The organism is Geodermatophilus sp. URMC 64, from assembly GCF_053502555.1.
Genome location: NZ_CP199955.1, coordinates 5550180 through 5568504 on the forward strand (window position 1 = coordinate 5550180; position 18325 = coordinate 5568504).

The 18325-nt window shown below is 75.4% G+C and carries 17 protein-coding genes; 9 read left to right on the forward strand and 8 right to left on the reverse strand.

What is annotated here, in order from left to right; translation table 11 throughout:
- Positions 1 to 115: 115 nt before the first annotated feature.
- The 3 genes from ACWIYF_RS27240 to serS all read right to left on the reverse strand — a co-directional run bounded on the left by ACWIYF_RS27240 (position 116) and on the right by serS (position 3198).
- Positions 116 to 919 carry an HAD family hydrolase gene (locus ACWIYF_RS27240; protein ID WP_448625955.1) on the reverse strand — a complete coding sequence of 268 codons (804 nt, stop codon included), beginning with the start codon at positions 917 to 919 and terminating at the stop codon, positions 116 to 118.
- A complete protein-coding gene (locus tag ACWIYF_RS27245; protein ID WP_448625956.1) occupies positions 912 to 1811 on the reverse strand; it encodes an HAD family hydrolase in 900 nt (299 codons plus the stop codon). Before ACWIYF_RS27245 ends, ACWIYF_RS27240 begins: the two co-directional genes overlap by 8 nt.
- An 85-nt stretch (positions 1812 to 1896) precedes the next feature.
- Positions 1897 to 3198: a serine--tRNA ligase gene (gene serS, locus ACWIYF_RS27250; RefSeq protein WP_448625957.1), complete on the reverse strand. Its 1302-nt coding sequence runs from the start codon at positions 3196 to 3198 to the stop codon at positions 1897 to 1899.
- Between the two features lie 146 nt (positions 3199 to 3344).
- Here serS and ACWIYF_RS27255 point away from each other — a divergent pair, with 146 nt between their 5' ends.
- A complete protein-coding gene (locus ACWIYF_RS27255) occupies positions 3345 to 4601 on the forward strand; it encodes a DUF222 domain-containing protein (protein WP_448625958.1) in 1257 nt (418 codons plus the stop codon).
- 19 nt (positions 4602 to 4620) lie between these two features.
- Here the strand turns inward: ACWIYF_RS27255 and ACWIYF_RS27260 are convergent, their stop codons facing one another.
- Positions 4621 to 5085 (reverse strand): MarR family winged helix-turn-helix transcriptional regulator, encoded by a 465-nt coding sequence (locus tag ACWIYF_RS27260; RefSeq protein WP_448625959.1) that lies wholly within the window; start codon positions 5083 to 5085, stop codon positions 4621 to 4623.
- Positions 5082 to 5456, reverse strand: a complete 375-nt coding sequence (locus tag ACWIYF_RS27265) for a cupin domain-containing protein (RefSeq protein ID WP_448625960.1) — start codon at positions 5454 to 5456, stop codon at positions 5082 to 5084. Before ACWIYF_RS27265 ends, ACWIYF_RS27260 begins: the two co-directional genes overlap by 4 nt.
- Before the next feature lie 119 nt (positions 5457 to 5575).
- Between ACWIYF_RS27265 and ACWIYF_RS27270 the strand changes: the two genes are divergently transcribed.
- The 3 genes from ACWIYF_RS27270 (at position 5576) to ACWIYF_RS27280 (ending at position 7741) form a co-directional block, all read left to right on the forward strand.
- On the forward strand, positions 5576 to 7006 hold the full coding sequence (locus ACWIYF_RS27270) for a GuaB1 family IMP dehydrogenase-related protein (RefSeq protein ID WP_448625961.1): 1431 nt from the start codon (positions 5576 to 5578) through the stop codon (positions 7004 to 7006).
- Positions 7003 to 7350, forward strand: coding sequence for a metallopeptidase family protein (locus ACWIYF_RS27275; RefSeq protein ID WP_448625962.1), 348 nt, complete (start codon positions 7003 to 7005; stop codon positions 7348 to 7350). Before ACWIYF_RS27270 ends, ACWIYF_RS27275 begins: the two co-directional genes overlap by 4 nt.
- A 64-nt stretch (positions 7351 to 7414) precedes the next feature.
- On the forward strand, positions 7415 to 7741 hold the full coding sequence (locus tag ACWIYF_RS27280; protein WP_448625963.1) for a GroES family chaperonin: 327 nt from the start codon (positions 7415 to 7417) through the stop codon (positions 7739 to 7741).
- Here the strand turns inward: ACWIYF_RS27280 and ACWIYF_RS27285 are convergent.
- On the reverse strand, positions 7738 to 8190 hold the full coding sequence (locus tag ACWIYF_RS27285; protein ID WP_448625964.1) for a MarR family winged helix-turn-helix transcriptional regulator: 453 nt from the start codon (positions 8188 to 8190) through the stop codon (positions 7738 to 7740). The two genes, ACWIYF_RS27280 and ACWIYF_RS27285, sit on opposite strands and share 4 nt — an antisense overlap.
- An 88-nt stretch (positions 8191 to 8278) precedes the next feature.
- Between ACWIYF_RS27285 and ACWIYF_RS27290 the strand changes: the two genes are divergently transcribed.
- The gene (locus ACWIYF_RS27290; protein ID WP_448625965.1) at positions 8279 to 10384 is read left to right on the forward strand and encodes an MMPL family transporter; all 2106 of its coding nucleotides are present in this window, start codon (positions 8279 to 8281) and stop codon (positions 10382 to 10384) included.
- A 9-nt stretch (positions 10385 to 10393) separates the two neighbouring features.
- Here the strand turns inward: ACWIYF_RS27290 and pheA are convergent, their stop codons facing one another.
- Entirely contained in the window at positions 10394 to 11341 is a 948-nt protein-coding gene (pheA, locus tag ACWIYF_RS27295; RefSeq protein ID WP_448625966.1) for a prephenate dehydratase, read from the reverse strand.
- Between the two features lie 112 nt (positions 11342 to 11453).
- On the opposite strand from pheA, the gene ACWIYF_RS27300 reads away from it, so the two are divergent.
- The 4 genes from ACWIYF_RS27300 to ACWIYF_RS27315 all read left to right on the forward strand — a co-directional run bounded on the left by ACWIYF_RS27300 (position 11454) and on the right by ACWIYF_RS27315 (position 17186).
- Positions 11454 to 13118: a diguanylate cyclase gene (locus ACWIYF_RS27300; protein WP_448625967.1), complete on the forward strand. Its 1665-nt coding sequence runs from the start codon at positions 11454 to 11456 to the stop codon at positions 13116 to 13118.
- A 119-nt stretch (positions 13119 to 13237) separates the two neighbouring features.
- Positions 13238 to 15781, forward strand: a complete 2544-nt coding sequence (locus ACWIYF_RS27305) for a diguanylate cyclase domain-containing protein (protein WP_448625968.1) — start codon at positions 13238 to 13240, stop codon at positions 15779 to 15781.
- 29 nt (positions 15782 to 15810) lie between these two features.
- Positions 15811 to 16989, forward strand: a complete 1179-nt coding sequence (gene larC, locus ACWIYF_RS27310; protein ID WP_448625969.1) for a nickel pincer cofactor biosynthesis protein LarC — start codon at positions 15811 to 15813, stop codon at positions 16987 to 16989.
- Positions 16986 to 17186, forward strand: a complete 201-nt coding sequence (locus tag ACWIYF_RS27315) for a hypothetical protein (RefSeq protein ID WP_448625970.1) — start codon at positions 16986 to 16988, stop codon at positions 17184 to 17186. The genes larC and ACWIYF_RS27315 overlap by 4 nt, the downstream gene beginning before the upstream one ends.
- On the opposite strand, the gene ACWIYF_RS27320 is transcribed toward ACWIYF_RS27315, so the two are convergent.
- Complete coding sequence (locus tag ACWIYF_RS27320; RefSeq protein ID WP_448625971.1) at positions 17172 to 18257, reverse strand: MFS transporter; 1086 nt, start codon at positions 18255 to 18257, stop codon at positions 17172 to 17174. The two genes, ACWIYF_RS27315 and ACWIYF_RS27320, sit on opposite strands and share 15 nt — an antisense overlap.
- Positions 18258 to 18325: the final 68 nt, after the last annotated feature.

The window sequence follows — 18325 nt, forward strand, 5'->3', positions numbered from 1 at the left end:
GCGAAGCACCGAGCGGCTTCACCGTCCTTCTCGGCTGTGCGTCCAGTCACTCGAGCCGACGGCCGGGCACGATCCACCCACGGCCGTCACACGCGTCGCGTGCGTCCCGGTGGTCTCAGAGGCCGGCGAGGAAGGCCGCGACGCCGTCGTCCTCGTTGGTGCCGGTGACGTCGGTGGCCGCGGCGAGGAGGTCGGCGTGGGCCTGCGCCATGGCCACGGCCCGGCCGCCAGCCTCGCGCACCCAGTCGAAGGCCGCGATGTCGTTGGGCATGTCCCCGAAGACGACGATGTCCTCCGGCCCGACCCCGTGCCGGGCGGCCACCCTCGCCAGCCCCGAGGCCTTGGTGACCCCGGCCGCCGAGATCTCGGCGAGCGCCTCGCCCGAGGAGGTGGTGACGGTCGCCCGGTCGCCCACGACCTCCTCGACGAGGGCGACGAAGGGGTCGCGGGGCAGGTCCTCGTGGCGGGCGAGCAGCTTGGCCACCGGGTTGCGCAGCAGCTCCGGCAGGGGCGCGGCCGCGACGCCGGGCACGTCGACGTCCCAGCGCGGGTGGTAGTCCGGCTCGTGCCGGAACTCCATGCCGTACTCCACGCCGAAGCGGGTGCCCGGGGCCCGCCGGCGCAGCTCACCGACGAGCTCCCGGAGCACCTCGGGGGCCAGCGGGTCCTCGTCGACGATCGTGAAGGACTCCAGGTCGAGCAGCACCGCGCCGTTGCAGCAGACCGCGGTGCCGAACTCCAGCACCCGGCGGATCCGCTTCATCCAGCGCGGCGGGCGGCCGGTGGCGAGCACGACAGGGACGCCGTCGGCCCGCCAGCGCGCCAGCTCGGCCACGGTGCTCTCGCTGACCGTGTCGTCGGAGCGCAGCAGCGTGCCGTCCATGTCGCTGGCGATCAGCCGCGGTCGCCAGTCAGACACCCAGCACCGCCTCCAGGTAGCGGGCCACGCCCTCGGCGTCGTTCCCGCTGGTCAGCTCGGGGGCCGCGGCGCGGACGGCGGGGTGCGCGTTCGCCACGGCCACCGCCCGGCCGCCGGCCTCGGTCACGGCGAGGATCATCGGCAGATCGTTCGGCATGTCCCCGAAGACGAGGACGTCGCCGAAACCGACGCCGTAGCGGGCCAGCGCCACGCCCAGCCCGGTGGCCTTGGTGATGCCCGGCGGCAGCACCTCGATGAAGCCGAGCCCGGCATGGGTCACCTCGGCGACGGCCGGGTCGACGACCCGCCGGGCCCGGGCCAGCAGCTCGTCCTGCCCGAGGGTCGCCGAGCGCAGGAACACCTTGAGGACGGCGCCCTCCGGGAGCACGCGGTTGCGGGGCAGCAGGTGCGCCGGCTCCGGGTAGGGCCAGTTGAAGCCGTGCTGCACGCGCAGCGGCCGGCGCGCCTCGGCCTGCTCCGCGGCGTCCTCGACGGCGAGCACGAGCGGGCCGGCGACGTCCTCGATCTGCTCGATCACCGCCATGGCCTGCGCGCGCGGCAGCCCGACGGTGCGCAGCACCTCGTCGCGCTCGAGGTCGACGACGAACCCGCCCTGGGCGAGGACGGCGATGCCGCGGCCGTCCAGCGCCGCGCGCACGCTCTCGAGGAGCCGGGGGCCGCGGCCGGTGACGCCGACGACCGGGATCCCCGCCGCCCAGCAGGCCTCCAGCGCCGCGCGGGTGCGCGCGCCGACCTCGCCCGCTGAGGTGAACAGGGTGCCGTCGAGGTCGGTGGCCACCAGCCGGGGGCGCCAGTCGTCGAGGACGGGCGGTTCGACGACGAGGTCCGCGCCGGGCGCGGCGTGCCCGGAGGAGGGCAGGGGAACGCTCATGCGGGCCGCCCGACGACAGCCGTTCCCCGAGGGGCATCGCAGCGAGCTCTGCGAGCGAGGAGCGGACCGAGGCGCGGAGTCGGGCTCATGCGGACGGCTGCGGAACAGCCGCCGCCAGGGTCATGCCCGGGCTGAGCAGCTCGACACCGCCCAGCCACGGCCGCAGGGCCTTGGGCACGTGGACCGAGCCGTCGGCGCGCTGGTGGACCTCGAGCAGGCAGGCGATGGTGCGGGCGATCGCGCAGAGGGTGCCGTTGAGCGTCGCCGCGGGCTGCGGCTTGCCGTCGTCCCCGCGGTAGCGGATGTTGAGCCGCCGCGCCTGGAAGGTCGTGCAGTCCGAGGTGCTGGTCAGCTCGCGGTAGGTGTTCTGGCTCGGGAACCAGGCCTCGATGTCGAACTTGCGGGCGGCGCTGGAGCCCAGGTCGCCGGCGGCGATGTCGACCACGCGGTAGGGCAGCTCGAGGGCGGTGAGGAACTCCTCCTCCCAGGCGAGCAGCCGGCGGTGCTCCTCGGCGGCCTCCTCCGGGCGGCAGAAGCTGAACATCTCGACCTTGTCGAACCAGTGCACGCGGATGATCCCGCGGGTGTCCTTGCCGTAGGAGCCGGCCTCGCGCCGGAAGCAGGAGGACCAGCCGGCGTAGCGGCGCGGGCCGACGGGGAGATCGAGGACCTCGTTCATGTGCATGCCGGCGAGCGCCACCTCCGACGTCCCGACGAGGTAGAGGTCGTCGCGCTCGACCTTGTAGACCTCCTCGGCGTGCGCGCCGAGGAAGCCGGTGCCCTCCATCGCCTCGGGCCGCACCAGGGCGGGCGCGACGACGGGCGTGAAGCCGGCGGCCACCGCCTGGCTGACCGCGAACTGGGCCAGGGCGAACTCGAGCAGGGCGCCGGGGCCGGTGAGGAAGTAGAAGCGGGCGCCGGAGACCTTGGCGCCGCGCTCGATGTCGATCGCGCCGAGCGCCTCGCCGATCTCCAGGTGGTCCTTGACCGGGAAGTCGTAGGCCGGGATCTCGCCGACGGTGCGCAGCGTCACCGCGTCGTCCTCACCGCCGGGCGGCACGTCGTCGTGGACGACGTTGGGGATCTGGAGGTGCACCTCGCGCAGGGCCGCGTCGGCGGCGCGCTGCGCCTCCTCGGCGTCCTTGACCTCGGCGGCGAGCGCCTTGGCCCGCTCCAGGACGGCGGGGCGCTCCTCCGGCGTGGCCTTCCTGACCGCCTGGGAGGCCGCCTTCTGCTCGGCGCGCAGGTCGTCGGCGCGCTTGACCGCCTGCCGGCGCGCCTCGTCGGCGGCCAGCAGCTGGTCGACCAGGGACTCGTCGGCTCCCCGGGCCCGCTGGCTGGCCTTGACCCGCTCGGGGTCCTCACGCACGAGTCGCAGGTCGATCACCACCCGATCGTAATGAGCCGCCAGGACGGCGCCCGATGTGCACACGTGGCCCGGAGCGCGCAAGCCCTCGCCGAGATCTGTGGACGGGCCCCTGGCCTGGGGATTCAGGTCGCGGCGACACCTCCTCGGCGGTATGATTCGAACAAGTGATCGAGCTGCTCGGGGAGGTGGCCGTGGACGCGTTCATGTCGCAGATCGACGCGCTCGCGGCCGAGGAGCTCCACGGCCGGGGCCCGGCGCTGCTGGACCGCACCCGCGCACTGGTCGCCGCGCGCAACCGGATCGACGCCGAGCTGGCCCGCACCGTGCGGCAGGCCGAGAGCCAGCAGGCCTTCGCGCACGACGGGACGAACTCGCCGCAGTCGTGGCTGCGCGGGCACACCCGGCTGTCTGCCGGCGCGGCCTCGCAGGTGGTGCGCAACGGGCGGGCGCTCGACCAGCTGCCGGCGCTGGCCGCCGCGCACGCCTCGGGTGCGGTGACCGGCGATCAGGTGGCGGTGATCGGGCGGATCACCGCACCCCGCTACCTGCGGCTGCTGGCCGAGCAGGGCGGCGACCTCGCCGGCATCGACCAGGTGCTGGCCGGGTTCGCCGCCACCCGGCGGCACGAGGAGCTCGCCCGGCTGGTGCACACCTTCCTGGACCGGCTCGACGCTGACGGCCCGGAGCCGGATCCGACGGAGGAACGGTTCCTGTCCGTCGCCAAGCACACCGACGGGTCGGTGTCCTTCCGCGGGCACCTCGACGCGGTCGGCGGGGAGAAGGTCCAGGCCGCGCTGGAGTCGTTGCGGCAGGCCCACCGGCCCGCCGGCGACCAGCGCTCGCACGCCCAGCAGCAGGCCGACGCCCTCGTGCAACTCGCCGACCTCCACCTCGGCTGCGGCACCCTGCCGCTGCTGCGCACCGTCAAGCCGCACGTCGCGGTCCGCGTCGACCTGGAGGACCTGCTCGACCCCTCGACCGGACCGGCCAGCGGGCAGCTCGGCTTCGGCGGGATCCTGTTGGCGGCCAGAACACGCTGGGCGGCCTGCGACGCGGACCTCACCAGGATCGTGCTCGACCCCGACGGGGTTCCGCTCGACCACGGCCGCACCAAACGCCTGGTCCCCCCGGAGCTGCGCAGGGCGGTCGAACTCCGCGACGAGACCTGCGTGTTCGCCGGCTGTGACGCCCCGCACCACTGGTGCGAGGTTCATCACGTCATCCACTGGCTGTTCGGCGGCCAGACCAACCCGGAGAACTCCGGGCTGCTCTGCGAACGCCACCACACCCAGGTGCACCACGGCTTCCGCATCGAACGCGACGAGACCACCGGCCGCTGGCACACCTACCGCCCCGACGGCAGCGAGATCCTCGTGATCCGCCCACCCGCCGACGAACCGCGGCTCGCCCGCGCCGGCTGACGGGCCAACACCAGAAGAGTCACTCCCCCACGGTGCGGACCGTGGGCAGGGAACCGCCGTGCGCTGCGCGAAGGACGGTCGTCAGATCGCTCCGCAGGGCGGCCAGCCGGTCCTCGCCGAGTTCGGCGGCCCAGCCGTCCTCGAGCTCGGTCCAGATGCCGTCCACCGCTTCGAGCAGCGCACGCCCGCGCGCGGAGAGCTGGACCCGCTTGGCGCGGGCATCACCGGGATCCGCGGCGCGCTCGACGTAGCCCGACGCGACCATCGCCTCGACGAGCTTGGACACCGCCTGCTTGCTCGTGCCGAGCACGCCGGGCAGCTGCCGCAACGAGACGGGCCCGGCGCGCAGCGCGAGCAGCACGAACCCGAAGGCCGGACGGACGTCGGTCCAGCCCCGCTCGGGGAGCCGCTCGTGCAGCCCGTCGACGAGCAGCCGGTAAGCCATGGCGAACAGCCTGGCCAGCGGCACCGGCGGCTCGGTCACTCCGCCCACGGCGGCGTGAACGGCTGCCCGCCCTCGTGCTGGGCCTGGCCGCCCACCGGCAGGATGCACAGCGCACGGAGCGGTTCCTCGCCGGCAGACCCGAGGGTGAACGGGGTGTCCGCGGGCACGACGATCGCATCGCCCGGATGGGCGTACGAGCGCTGCCCATCCAGGGCAACGTCAGCCACCCCGGAGAGAATGACGAAGACCTCCTCCCGGGTGATCCGGTGCAGCATTCCCGGGCTGCCCGGGGCGATCTCCACCGACCACACGCTGGTCTCGGTCGATCCGCGCGACGGCGTGGCAAGGGAGGTGAACCGCGCGTGGCCCAGCTCGTGGGTCGGCGCAGAGGGGGCGGGCAGGACGGCCATGGCGGACTCCTTCGTCAACATGGTTGACCGTTGTGGGGAAAGCGTGCACCCGCCTCCGCGAATCGTCAATCTGGTTGACGAACTCGGCGACCGTCGCCGGAGTCAGGGACACTGACGGCATGCGTTTCCTCGGCGACCGGCCGCAGCACGACCTCACCTACGCCGACGTCTTCATGGTGCCCAACCACTCGACGGTCGGTTCGCGGCTCGAGGTGGATCTCACGACGCCCGACCGCGTCGGCACGACGATCCCGATCGTCGTCGCCAACATGACCGCGATCGCGGGCCGGCGCATGGCCGAGACCGTCGCCCGCCGCGGCGGCCTCGCGGTCCTGCCGCAGGACATCCCCGTGGAGGTCCTCGGCGAGGTGCTGACCTGGATCAAGGCGCGCCACCCGGTCTACGACACCGCGATCACTCTGGGCCCGACGTCCACGGTCGCCGAGGCGCTGTCGCTGCTCACCAAGCGCGCGCACGGCATCGTCGTGGTCGTCGAGGACGGCGTCCCCGTCGGCGTGGTCACCGACGGCGCCTGCCAGGGCGTGGACCGGTTCACCCAGCTCTCCCAGGTCATGTCCCCGGACCCGCTGACCATCCCCGCGGGCACCGACCTGCCCAAGGTGTTCGACGTCCTCACCGACGCGCGGGTCAACGCCGCGCCGGTGGTCGAGGGCGACCGCCTCGTGGGCGTCATCACCCGCAAGGGCGCGCTGCGCTCGGCGCTGTACCAGCCGGCGGTCAACGACCGCGGCCAGCTGCTCACCTCCACGGCGATCGGTATCAACGGCGACGTCCGGGGGAAGGCGGAGGCACTGCTGTCCTACGGCGTCGACGTCCTCGTCGTCGACACCGCGCACGGGCACCAGGAGAAGGCGGTCGAGGCCGTGCGCACGGTCCGGTCGGTGGCCGGCTCCGTGCCGATCGTCGCCGGCAACGTGGTCACCGCCGAGGGGACCCGCGACCTGATCGAGGCGGGGGCGGACGTCGTCAAGGTCGGCGTCGGCCCCGGCGCCATGTGCACGACCCGGATGATGACCGGCGTCGGGCGACCGCAGTTCTCCGCCGTCGAGGAGTGCGCCGCCGCGGCGCGCGCGCTCGGCAAGCACGTCTGGGCTGACGGCGGCGTGCGGCACCCCCGCGACGTCGCGCTGGCACTGGCGGCGGGCGCGGCCAACGTGATGGTCGGCTCGTGGTTCGCCGGCACCTACGAGAGCGCCGGCGACATGGCGAGCGACGGCACCGGCCGGCTGTACAAGGAGTCGTTCGGCATGGCGTCGGCGCGCGCGGTCAAGGCCCGGACGTCGGCCCAGTCCGGCTTCGAGCGGGCCCGCGCCGGGCTGTTCGAGGAGGGCATCAGCTCCTCCCGGATGTACCTGGACCCGGAGCGGCCGGGCGTCGAGGACCTGATCGACGGCATCGTCGCCGGGGTGCGCTCGTCGTGCACCTACGCCGGCGCGCGAACCGTCGACCAGCTGCACGAGCGCGCGGTGCTGGGGGTGCAGAGCGCGGCCGGCTACGAGGAGGGCCGCCCGCAGCCGACCAGCTGGTGAAGCCCCTGCCGCCGGCGCAGTTCGAGGAGCTGGTCGCCGACGCCCTCGACGAGGTGCCGGCCGAGCTGATGGCGCTGCTCGACAACGTCGTCGTCCTGGTCGAGGACCGCAACGCCGATGAGCCGGAGCTGCTCGGCCTCTACGAGGGGTATGCGCTCACCGAGCGCGGCTGGCACTACGGCGGGGCCCTGCCCGACCGGATCATGATCTACCGCGAGGCGATCTGCGACATCTGCGAGACCGAGGACGAGGTGGTCGACGAGGTCACCATCACCGTCGTCCACGAGATCGCCCACCACTTCGGCATCGACGACGCCCGGCTGCACGAGCTCGGCTGGGGCTGAGAGGGCACCGTCCCCGGCTGAGAGCAAGCGCGGGCCCGACCCGGCGGTGGGTACCGTGATCGGCGTGCCGGAGACCGCAGGGAAGCTGCCGATCAAGATGCTGCACGACCGCATCCTGGTCGCGCTGCGCAAGGAGGACGGCGAGCGGCGATCGACCGGCGGCATCCTCATCCCGGCCACCGCGCAGGTGGCCAAGCGGCTGGTGTGGGGCGAGGCGCGGGGCGTCGGCGCCAACGTCCGCCAGGTGAAGGTGGGCGACCAGGTGCTCTTCTCCCCCGATGACCAGCACGAGGTCGAGGTGCACGGCGAGGACCTGATCATCCTGCGCGAGCGCGACGTGCACGCCGTCGCCGCCGAGCGCATCGAGGAGCAGACGGGCCTCTACCTCTAGTCCTTCCGGTGCCGGACGATCACGTCGGTCATCTCGGTGAGGAACCGGCGGACGACGGCGAGCTCCTCGTCCGAGTAGCCGGCCATCGCGCCGACGAGGTCGCGCTGCAGGCCGCCGAAGAACTCCGCGCCCGCCGCCATCGCGGTGGGCGACATCTCCAGCACCACCCGCCGGCGGTCGGCCTCGTCGCGCACCCGGCGCACGTGCCCGACCCGCTCCAGCCGGTCCACCAGCGCGGTCACCGACGCCGAACTGAGCTCCACGGCGGCACCGAGGCCACCGGCGGTCATCGGCCGGCCCGCGCGCGCGGCGTCCATGATCGCCACCAGCGCGCGGACGTCGGTGCGGTTGAGCCCGTGCAGGTCGGCGAACCGCTGCCCGACGGCGTCCAGCTCGACGGTCAGCCGGCGCAGCATCAGGGCCAGCTCCTGCCGCGCCGCAGCATCCACCGGAACTCCCTCGCCGATTGCCCGCAGTGAGACTCGGGCCTAATCTCTCGACTGTCGAGATTATCGAGCATCAAGGAATGTTCTCGCCATGCAACGGCTCCGCTGGCTCCTCCCGGCCCTGATCCTCCTCGTCTGGCTGGGCGCCGCCGGTCCGCTGGCGAGCCTGCAGGCGGGGCTCTCCGACCTGCAGGAGAACGACACCGCCGCCTTCCTGCCCGACAGCGCCGAGTCGACCCAGGTCCTCGAGCTGCAGCGGGGGTTCCAGCCGGTCCAGTCGATCCCCGCCCTGCTGCTGTGGGAGAGCGACCGGCCGATCGACGAGCAGACGCTCGGCGAGATCACCGACCGGGTCCAGGAGGCCACGCGGATCGCCGAGGATGCCGGCTCCCTCGCCGGCGACGTCTCCCCGCCCATCCCGTCCGAGGACGGCGAGGCGGTGCAGGTCTTCCTACCCCTGACCCCCGACCTCGGCGACCGGATCGTCACCCTGGTGGCCGACCTCCGCGCCGCGATCCCGGTCGAGGGCATCGACAGCTACGTCACCGGACCGGGCGGCATCTTCGCCGACTTCGCCAACTCCTTCGTCGGCATCGACGGCGTCCTGCTGATCGCCGCGTTCAGCATCGTGCTGCTCATCCTGCTCGTGGTGTACCGCAGCCCGCTGCTGCCGCTGCTGGTCCTCGGGACGGTGGGCCTCGCCCTCGTCGCCGCCGAGGCCGTGGCCTACCTGCTCGCCGACGGCGGCGTCATCACCGTGAACGGCCAGAGCCAGGGCATCGCGGCGGTCCTCGTCGTGGGGGCGGCCACCGACTACGGCCTGCTGCTGGTCTCCCGCTTCCGCGAGGAGCTGCGCCGGGAGCAGTCGAAGTACACGGCGATGCGCATCGCGCTGCACCGCTCGTGGGAGCCGATCGTCGCCTCCGGGGCCACCGTCGTCCTCGGCGTGCTGTGCCTGCTCTTCTCCGACCTCGGGTCGACCCGCGGCCTGGGCCCGATCTCCGCGGTCAGCGTCGTCTTCGCCGTCCTCGGCGCGCTCACCTTCCTGCCCGCCGCCCTGGTCCTCCTCGGCCGCGCGGCGTTCTGGCCCTTCCGGCCGCGGTACGGCGTCGAGCCCAGGCACGGCCGGGGCTGGCAGCGCGTGGCCGCGCTCGTCGGCCGCCGTCCGCGCCGGGTGCTCGCGATCAGCACGCTGGCCCTGCTGGCCGCCGCGGTCTTCGCGCCCACCTACGCCGCGGACGGGATCACCTTCTCCGACGCGATCCGCGGCGAGTCGAACGGCGTCGCCGGGCAGGCGGCGCTCGAGCGGCACTACGAGGCCGGCGTCGCCAGCCCGGCGGTGATCGTCACCCCGGAGGACAGCTGGCAGGAGGTCGCCGAGACGGCGGCCGGCACGGACGGCGTGGCTTCGGTCGCCCCGTTCACCGGCGCGGCCCCGCTGCCGCTGGCCCCGCCCACGGTCGTCGACGGCATGGTGCGGCTCGACGCCACGCTCGCCGTCGCCCCCGACAGCGTCGCGGCGATCGAGACGGTCGAGTCACTGCGCACGGCGCTGGACGCGGCCGACCCCGACGCCCTCGTCGGGGGCGACACGGCGGCCAACCTCGACGCCCGCGAGAGCGCCGCCCGCGACCTGCGGATCATCGTCCCGGCGGTGCTCATCGTGATCACCGTCGTGCTGGCCCTGCTGCTGCGCTCGCTCGCGGCGCCGCTGCTGCTGGTCGCGACCGTCGTCCTCAGCGTCCTGGCGACCGCCGGCGTCGCGGCGCTGATGTTCGAGCACGTCTTCGACTTCCCCGGCAGCGATCCCAGCATCCTGCTGATCGCCTTCGTGTTCCTCGTCGCGCTGGGGATCGACTACAACATCTTCCTGATGACCCGCGCCCGCGAGGAGTCGCAGCGGCACGGCACCAGGGACGGCGTCCTGCGGGCGCTGGCCGTCACCGGCGGGGTGATCACCAGCGCCGGCCTGGTGCTCGCGGCCACGTTCGGCGCGCTGTCGGTGCTCCCCCTGCTGTTCCTGGCGCAGATGGCGTTCCTCGTCGGCTTCGGCGTCCTGCTCGACACCCTCGTCGTCCGCTCGCTGGTCGTGCCCGCCGCGGTCGCGTTGCTCGGCGACCGCACCTGGTGGCCGAGCGCGCTGTCGCGTCCGCGGGCGCGCGGGAGGGAGCCCGAGCCGGAGCCGGCCCGCGTCTGACCGGCTGGGTCAGGCCGTGCCCTCGCGGACCTTCGCCAGCCAGACCTCCGCCTCGGCGAACGCGGCGTCGTCGGCGGTCGGGGCCACCGGCCGGTTCTGCCGGTCGTCGGCGCGCGGGTACGAGCCCAGGAACCGGACGTCGTCGCAGACCCGGTGCAGCGCGGCGAGCGCCTCCCCCACGCGGCGGTCGAGCACGTGCCCCTCGCAGTCGAGGGAGAACGAGTAGACGCCCAGCCGCTCACGTCGCGGCCGCGACTCGATCCGGGTCAGGCTGATGTCCCGCACGGCGAACTCGCGCAGCAGCTCGAGCAGCGCGCCGGTGCGGTCGCCGACGACCGCGACCAGCGAGGTCTTGTCGTTGCCGGTCCGCTCGGGCAGCGCGCCGGGGCGCGTGACCAGGACGAAGCGGGTGACCGCGCCCGGGTGGTCGGCGATGTCCTCGACCAGGGTCGCCAGGCCGTAGCGCTCGGCCGCGATCGGGGCGCAGACGGCGGCGTCGAACTCGCCCTCGGCGACGGCCCGGGCGGCGGCGGCGGTGGACGTCGTCGGCAGCGGGGTCACGCCGGGCAGGTGGTCGGCGAGCCAGCGCGCCGACTGGGCGATCGCGTGCGGATGGCTGGCCAGCGAGCGGACGTCGGCGAGCGTCGTCCCCGGCCGGGCGACCAGCGTCATCGACACCGGGAGGAACACCTCGCGGGTGATGACCAGCGGCTCGCCGTAGGCCAGGCCGTCCATCGTCGCGGGCACGGAGCCCTCGACGGAGTTCTCCATCGGCACGAGCGCGGCGTCGGCGTCCCCCGATCGGACGGCGGCCAGGGCCGCGGCGACGCTCGGCTGGGGGTCCCGCCGTCCCTCGGACGCGGCAACGGCCCTGCTCAGTGCCGCTTCGGCGAAGGTACCCTCAGGACCGAGATAGGTGAACCGCGTCGGGGGCATGCTGCGAGGCGTTCCGGGCACCCGGCGAGGGTAGTGCGGTCGCCACGGGGTGGACGCCCCGCCCGGGAGAGCTGCCTCGCTCTCGGCAGAGCCGGCCGACCCGGCCGGCTCGCCCCGTCGTATGGAGGGACGCGTGACGCCCGGCCCGGTCCAGGACACCGAGAGTGACCTCGACGCTGCGCTGTGGCGCCTGCTGGCCGCGACCGACCGCCAGGACGCCGCCGCCTTCCTCGCCGGTCTCGACCACGCCGAGCCCGCCCTCGCCACGGCGACCGGGCCGCGCTGGGGCGTCTGGCGGCACATCCTCGCCGCGCGCCGCGCGCTGCTCGAGTCGGCGCCGGAGGCCGCGGGTGAGGAAGTCGCCGCCGCCCGGGAGGCGCTCGACAAGTGGCCGCCGACCGCCGACACCGCCCTGGCCCTCGCCCACCTCGCGCACGTCGAGGTGACGGCGGACCGCTTCGACGCGGCGATGCTGCTGGCGATCGACGCCAGCCTGCTGACGGAGGGCTCCCCGCCCCCGGCCCCCAGCCGCGCCCTGCTCCAGGCGCACTTCTGGCTCTCCCGCACCCTCACCGCGCTCGACCTCGAGGAGCTCGCCGTCGCCCACGCCCTCCGTGGGCACGGGGTGGCCCTGCAGCTGCCCGACCTCGCCGACCAGTGGCGCCTGCTGCTGCTCACCGCCCAGCAGCACACCGAGCTGGCGCAGACCCTGCGCCGGCGCGGCGAGATCGACCGCTCGCGCGAGCTCGCCCGCACCGCGATCGACTGCGCCACCACCGCCCGGGCCCTGGGGCACGAACCCGAGGACGCCGACGGCGACCTGCTCGACGTCGTCCAGTCCTGGGCCCTGACCTGCCGCGACGCCCTCGACGACGCCCTCGGCCCCATGCGCAGCGCCCACCGGCGGGTGCAGGCCGACGGCGGCGTGTGGCTGCGCGGGTACGCCGACCTCGCCCTCGCCCGCCTGCTCGTGCTGCTGGCCGCGCGGGACGGCAAGCCCGCGCTCGGCGAGCAGGCCATCGACCTGCTGGTCGACGCCTCCGGCGCGTTCGCCGCCGCGGGTGACCGGCGGCGCTACCGGCACTGCCTGCTGGAGCTGGGCCAGGCGACCGCCGCGCTGGGCCGGCCCGGGGAGGCGCTGCACTGGCTGGAGGCCTATCGCGCCGACACCGGCCGGGCGCAGGCGCGCAGCCGCGAGCTGTGGGCGGAGATGTTCGTCCGCCGCAGCCGGCTGCGGGAGGCCGAGCGGCAGGCGGCGCTGCTGCGCCGGCACGCGCTCGAGGACCCGCTCACCGGGCTCGGCAACCGGCGCAGCGCGGAGCGACGGCTCGGCGCCCTGCAGCTCGCCGAGGCCCCGCTCTCGCTGGCCGTGGTCGACGTCGACCGGTTCAAGGAGGTCAACGACGAGGGCTCGCACTCCTCGGGCGACGCCGTCCTGAAGCGGGTCGCCGACCTGCTGCGCGAGCACAGCCGCACCGGCGACGAGGTGTACCGGTGGGCCGGGGACGAGTTCCTCGTCGTCCTCCCGACCGCGACCGAGGCGCAGGCCGTCGTCGTCATGGACCGGCTGCGGGCGGCCGTGGCCGGCGCGGACTGGTCCGACCTCCCGCTGGCGGGACCGGTGACGGTCAGCATCGGCGTGGCGACCGCACCGGCCGGCGAGGACGGGACGGTCGGCTGGCGGGCGCTGTTCGACACCGCCGATCTGCACCTGTTCTCCGCCAAGCGGAGCGGCCGCAACCGTGTGCGGGCCCCGGGTGGCATGCTGCCCTCCTCCGATCCGCAGGCCTCCGCATGACCGTGTGGGGCGCGTGGGGCAGGACGGACGGGGGACGGCGCGCCTCCCGACCGGTGCTCGACACCGGTGGGGACGACGTGCACAGTGCGCTCGTGCCACCCGGAGCCCTGCATCATCGGGTGACCGCTGCCCTGGCGAACTGGCAGCTGGACGACGCCGAGGAACTGCTCGCCGATGTCGAGCGCGATCCCTCCCCGTACGAGGTCCCCGAGACCGAGAGCCCGGCCGACCTGGGCCGTGCCTGGGCCGACACCCTCCGCGCCGAGCTGCTGGTCCGGCGGCTGCGCGTCGCCGGGTTCACGCTGGTCGGCGACCCGCTGGGACCGGCGTCCGAGGCCGCGCCCGCGCTCGATCTGCACGCCGGGGTGGCCGAGCTGATCGAGGGCACCGGGGACGACGGCGCCGACCCGCGCGCCGAGTCCGCCTCCCGGGCCGCGCTGGCGATCGCGCTGGTCCGCTCCGCCAAGGCCGCCTTCGACGCCACGGACGACGACCTGCAGCGCGCCGCCGGCCTGGCCCGGCACGCCCGCATCGAGCTGCTCTCCCGCCGGATCGACGCGGCGATGGACGAGGCGGTCGAGGCGGCCAGCCTGCTGGACCCGGCACTGCCGCCGAGCGCGCTGCTGGTCGACACGCTCTCGACGCTGGCCGGGGTGCTGGCCGACCTCGAGCTGATGCCGCTGGCCCTGGACTACCAGCGCCGCGCCCACGAGACGGCGGTCGCCGCGGCCGCCGCGCCCGGGGCCCTGTCACCGGAGGACGGCGACCCCGAGGTGCTGGTGGCCGCGCACGCCACCCGCCTCGGCGAGCTGTGCGCCGAGCTGGGCGAGGGCCTGCTCGACGACGGCGCCCCCGAGTCGGCCGCCCCGCACTTCGCCGAGGGCCGCCGGATGGCCGAGCGCGCGCTGGAGCTGCTGCCGCCCGACGAGCCCGGCGTGGTCGCCGCGCAGGTCGTGCACGGCTGGGCGCTGGTCGGCCTCGGGGAGCACGCGGCCGCCACCGGTCCGCTGCGCGCCGCCGTCCGGATCACCTCGGCCACCGCCGACCGCGCGCTGCTCTCCTCGGCGCAGCTGGCGCTGGGCCGCGCGCTGCGGCGGCAGGGCGACGGCCGCGGCGCCGACGAGCACCTCACCCAGGCACTGGCGCTGGCCACCGAGCACGGGCTGCCCCGGGTGCGCCGCGCCGCGCTGCGGGAGCTGTGCACGCTGCACTCCGAGCTCGACGACGCCGGGCGGGCGCTGCCCTACCTGCAGGCCTACATCTCCGACGAGCTGGACCGGGTCGACGAGCGGCGGACCCGCTGGGTGGAGCTGTTCGGCCGGCGCAAGAGCCTGCTGGAGACCGAGCGCGCGGCCGGCCAGCTGCGCCGCCAGGCCTACGAGGACCCGCTCACCCACCTGCCCAACCGGCGCTACGCCGAGGCGCGCCTCGACGGGCTGCTCTCGGCCGGCTCCGCGCCGGGCCTCGCCGTGGTCGACGTCGACCACTTCAAGTCGATCAACGACGCCGTCGGCCACCCGGGCGGGGACGCCGTGCTGCGGGTGGTGGCCGAGCTGCTGGTCGACGGCGTCCGCGACACCGACGAGGTGTGCCGCTGGGCCGGCGACGAGTTCGTCATCCTGCTGCCCGACACCACCGCCGAGCAGGCCGAGCACGCGCTCGAGCGGATCCGCCGGGCGATCGCCTCCTACGACTGGTCGGAGTTCGGCCTCGACCGGCCGGTGACGATCAGCGTGGGCATCGCCTCGGCCGCCCGCGGCGACGACCGGCGCACGCTGTTCGCCGCGGCCGACGGCGTCCTGTACGACGCCAAGCGCAGCGGCCGGGACCGCGTCGTCCGCCTCTCCGCGGTCACCCAGACGCGGGCCGACAGCCTGTTCACCCCCGCCGTCCCGGCGGACGACGCCCCGGTCGCCGACGCCCCGGTCACCGACGTGCCGCCGGCCCACGGCTTCGCCGCCCTGCTCGTGGACGGTCCCCTGCCGGTCGACCCGCCGCTCGGGCTCGGCGGCCCGGCCGACCCTCCCCTGGCCCCGCTGCCCGGGCGCGTCCCGGCGCGCACGCCGGAGGCCCTCTCGGCGACGGAGCCCGAGGTCGTCCGGGGCGCCGGGCGCAGCACCGAGCAGGTGCTGGCGCTGGTCCGCGAAGCGCGCCGGGCTCACCCCGACCGCCCCGCGCTCGTGCTGCGCGCCGCCCCCGAGACCCTCGTGGCGCTGGCCGCCGAGCACGGCGGCTGCACGACGCTGGACGCGGCGGCGATGGCCGCTGCCGTCGGGCCGCTGCCCGAGCCGGTCGGCCGCGTGGCCGTCGTCGGGGGTGCCGGCGACGACGCGCCGGTCGCGGCGGAGGTCGCCTTCGTCGCCCGCGTGACCGGCACCGAGGTGGCCCGGGTCGAGGACGCCGATCCGCTCGCCGGCGCCGACTGCGTGGTCGTGGTCCCCGGACCGGACGCCGCGCTGGCCGGCCGGATCGCCGCCGCGACCGACGTCCCCGTGGTCGCGGTGCCGACGTCGAGCGGGCAGACCGGGAGCTTCGCCGGGCTGGGCGCGCTGCTCACGATGGTCGGCACGCCGACGCCGGGCGTCGTCGTCAGCACCGTGGACGACGGCTGGTCGGCCGGCGTCTTCGCCGCCCGGATCGCTCGCCGTACCGCCCGCCCCTGACCGCTCCCGGCGACAGGCATGATCGCCCGGTGACCCTCGGCTGGCTCGATCTGCAGGCGGGCGCGAGCGGCGACATGCTGCTCGGCGCGCTGGTCGACGCCGGCGTGCCGCTCGACGTCCCCGCCCGCGCGGTCGCCGCCCTCGGGGTCGAGCGGATCGGACTGCGCACCGAGCAGGTCACCCGGCACGGCCTCGGCGCGACGCGCGTGCACGTCACCGCGCCGGAGACCGCCACCCGCCGCACCTGGTCCGACGTCCGGGCGATCCTCACGGCGGCGGACCTGGCCGGCGACGTCCGCGACCGGGCGCTCGCGGTCTTCCGCCGGCTGGCCGAGGCCGAGGGTCGGGTGCACCGGACCGACCCGGACGACGTGCACTTCCACGAGGTCGGCGCCCTGGACGCGCTGGCCGACGTGGTCGGCGTGGTCGCCGGCTTCGCGCACCTGGGGCTCGCCCGGCTGACCGCCTCCCCCGTCGCGCTGGGCAGCGGCTGGGCCCGGGGCGCGCACGGCGTCGTCCCGGTGCCGGCTCCGGCGGTGCTCGAGCTGCTGGCCGGCGTGCCGGTGGTCGCCGGCCCGGTGCCGGCCGAGATGTGCACCCCCACCGGCGCGGCGCTGCTGGCCGAGCTGGTGGACGAGTGGACGACGCTGCCGCCGATGCGGGTCGCGCGGACCGGCTACGGCGCCGGCGGGCGGGACCCCGCGCAGCTGCCCAACGTCGTCCGCCTGGTGCTGGGCGAGCCGGCGGCGGAGGACCCGGGGGCCGTCGTCCTCGAGGCCAACGTCGACGACCTCGACCCGCGGCTGTGGCCGGGCGTGCTCGACGCCCTGTTCGCCGCGGGCGCCTCGGACGCCTGGCTCACCCCGATCGTCATGAAGAAGGGCCGCCCGGCGCACGTGGTCAGCGCGCTGTGCCCGCCCGCCGCCGTCCCGGCCGTGCAGGCGGCGGTGTTCGCCACCACGTCGACGATCGGGCTGCGGGTGGTCCCGGTCGGCAAGGTGGCCCTGGACCGGACGACGGCGTCGGTGCAGGTGCTCGGCGGGTCGGTCGGCGTCAAGATCGCCCGCGCCGGCGGACGGGCGGTCAACGTGAGCGTCGAGTACGAGGACGTCGCCGCGCTCGCGCGGGAGCTGCGCCTGCCGGTCAAGGAGGTCCTGCGCGCGGCCACCGCCGCCGCGGCGGAGGCCCATCCCGTGGAGAGGACATGACCGGGGTCGACGTGGTCGAGGCGGTCTACGACGCGTTCGGCCGGGCCGACGTGCAGCGGATCATGGAGCTGTTCGCCCCCGACTGCGTCAGTCCACCAGTCCCCCGCGCTGCCGTCCGGAACGGGCGGATCGCCCGCTTCGAGGTCTACCTGGACACCGCCGGCATGCTCGCCGCGCTCGGGTCACCGCCGGCGTAGTCCCACCGCCACCACCGGGACGACGGCGAGCACCAGCAGCGCGACCGCGCCGGTCCCCCCGACCGCCCACGCCGCGAACACCGGCAGCGACGCCAGTTCGATGCCGAACCCGGCGACCGAGGTGATCGTCGCCCGGTGCGGGCCCGTGATGCGGTGCTGCAGCCGGGCCTCGGCGACCACGAGCACCGCGCAGTACAGGCCGTAGAACAGGGCGACGGCGGCCAGCGCGGCCGGCCGCGCCCACGCGCCCGCGGCGGCCAGGAACAGGCCGGAGGCCACCAGCAGCGCGAGCAGCCACCGGGTGGGCAGCCGCTCCGCGCGGCCGGCCAGCGCGGCACCGACCCCGCCGGCCAGCGGGACGGCCAGCGTGGCGAGCGCGACCGCGGTGGGGGGCACGCCCCAGGCGCCGGCCATGAGCGGCCAGTACTCCTCCACGCCGTCGATCCCGCCCAGCAGCGCCGCGGCGACGACGATCGCGCGCAGGCCCGGCCGGCGGGCGGCCTCGGTCACCCCGCCCCACAGCGTGCGCAGGAAGCCGGCCACCTCCGCCGCGCCGTCGCCGTCGTGCCGGCGGGGCGGCTCGGGGAAGCGGGTCGCCAGGACCGCGGTGACCAGGCAGGCGGCGACGCTGGCCCAGCCGACCAGCGGATAGCCGCCCAGGGCGAACAGCGCCGTCGCGGCGAACGCCGTCGGCACCTGGACGACGAGGCCCGCCGCGCCCATCCAGCCCGACACCCGCGCGTAGGCGGGGCTCGCGCCGGCGGCGTCCAGGCCCTCGTACACCAGCGCCTCGGCCGCGCCCGAGGCCAGCGCGCCGCCGACGCCCCACAGCGCGAAGCCCACGGCGAAGGAGGCCGCCGTCGGCACCGCCGTCCACAGCGCGAAGCAGGCCGCCTCGAGCAGCGAGGCGAGCACCAGCGCGCCGCGGCGCGACCAGCGGTCGGCCAGGGCGCCGGTGGGGACCTCGGCGAGCAGGGCGCTGACCGACCACACGGCGAACAGCGCGGAGACGGCCGCCTCCGACAGCCCCGCGTCGACGAAGAGCAGCGCGTAGATCGGGTAGAGCGGCACGAGGGAGTCGGCGACCGACCAGGCCAGCGCGAGCCGGGCCAGCGGTCGCGCCTGCGGGGTCAGCGCGG

Excerpts from the sequence above, each read along its gene's own strand:
- ACWIYF_RS27245 (WP_448625956.1), bottom strand. The coding sequence starts at position 1,811 with ATGAGCGTTCCCCTGCCCTCCTCCGGGCACGCCGCGCCCGGCGCGGAC.
- ACWIYF_RS27265 (WP_448625960.1), bottom strand. The coding sequence starts at position 5,456 with ATGGCCGTCCTGCCCGCCCCCTCTGCGCCGACCCACGAGCTGGGCCAC.
- ACWIYF_RS27270 (WP_448625961.1), top strand. The coding sequence starts at position 5,576 with ATGCGTTTCCTCGGCGACCGGCCGCAGCACGACCTCACCTACGCCGAC.
- ACWIYF_RS27290 (WP_448625965.1), top strand. The coding sequence starts at position 8,279 with ATGCAACGGCTCCGCTGGCTCCTCCCGGCCCTGATCCTCCTCGTCTGG.
- ACWIYF_RS27315 (WP_448625970.1), top strand. The coding sequence starts at position 16,986 with ATGACCGGGGTCGACGTGGTCGAGGCGGTCTACGACGCGTTCGGCCGG.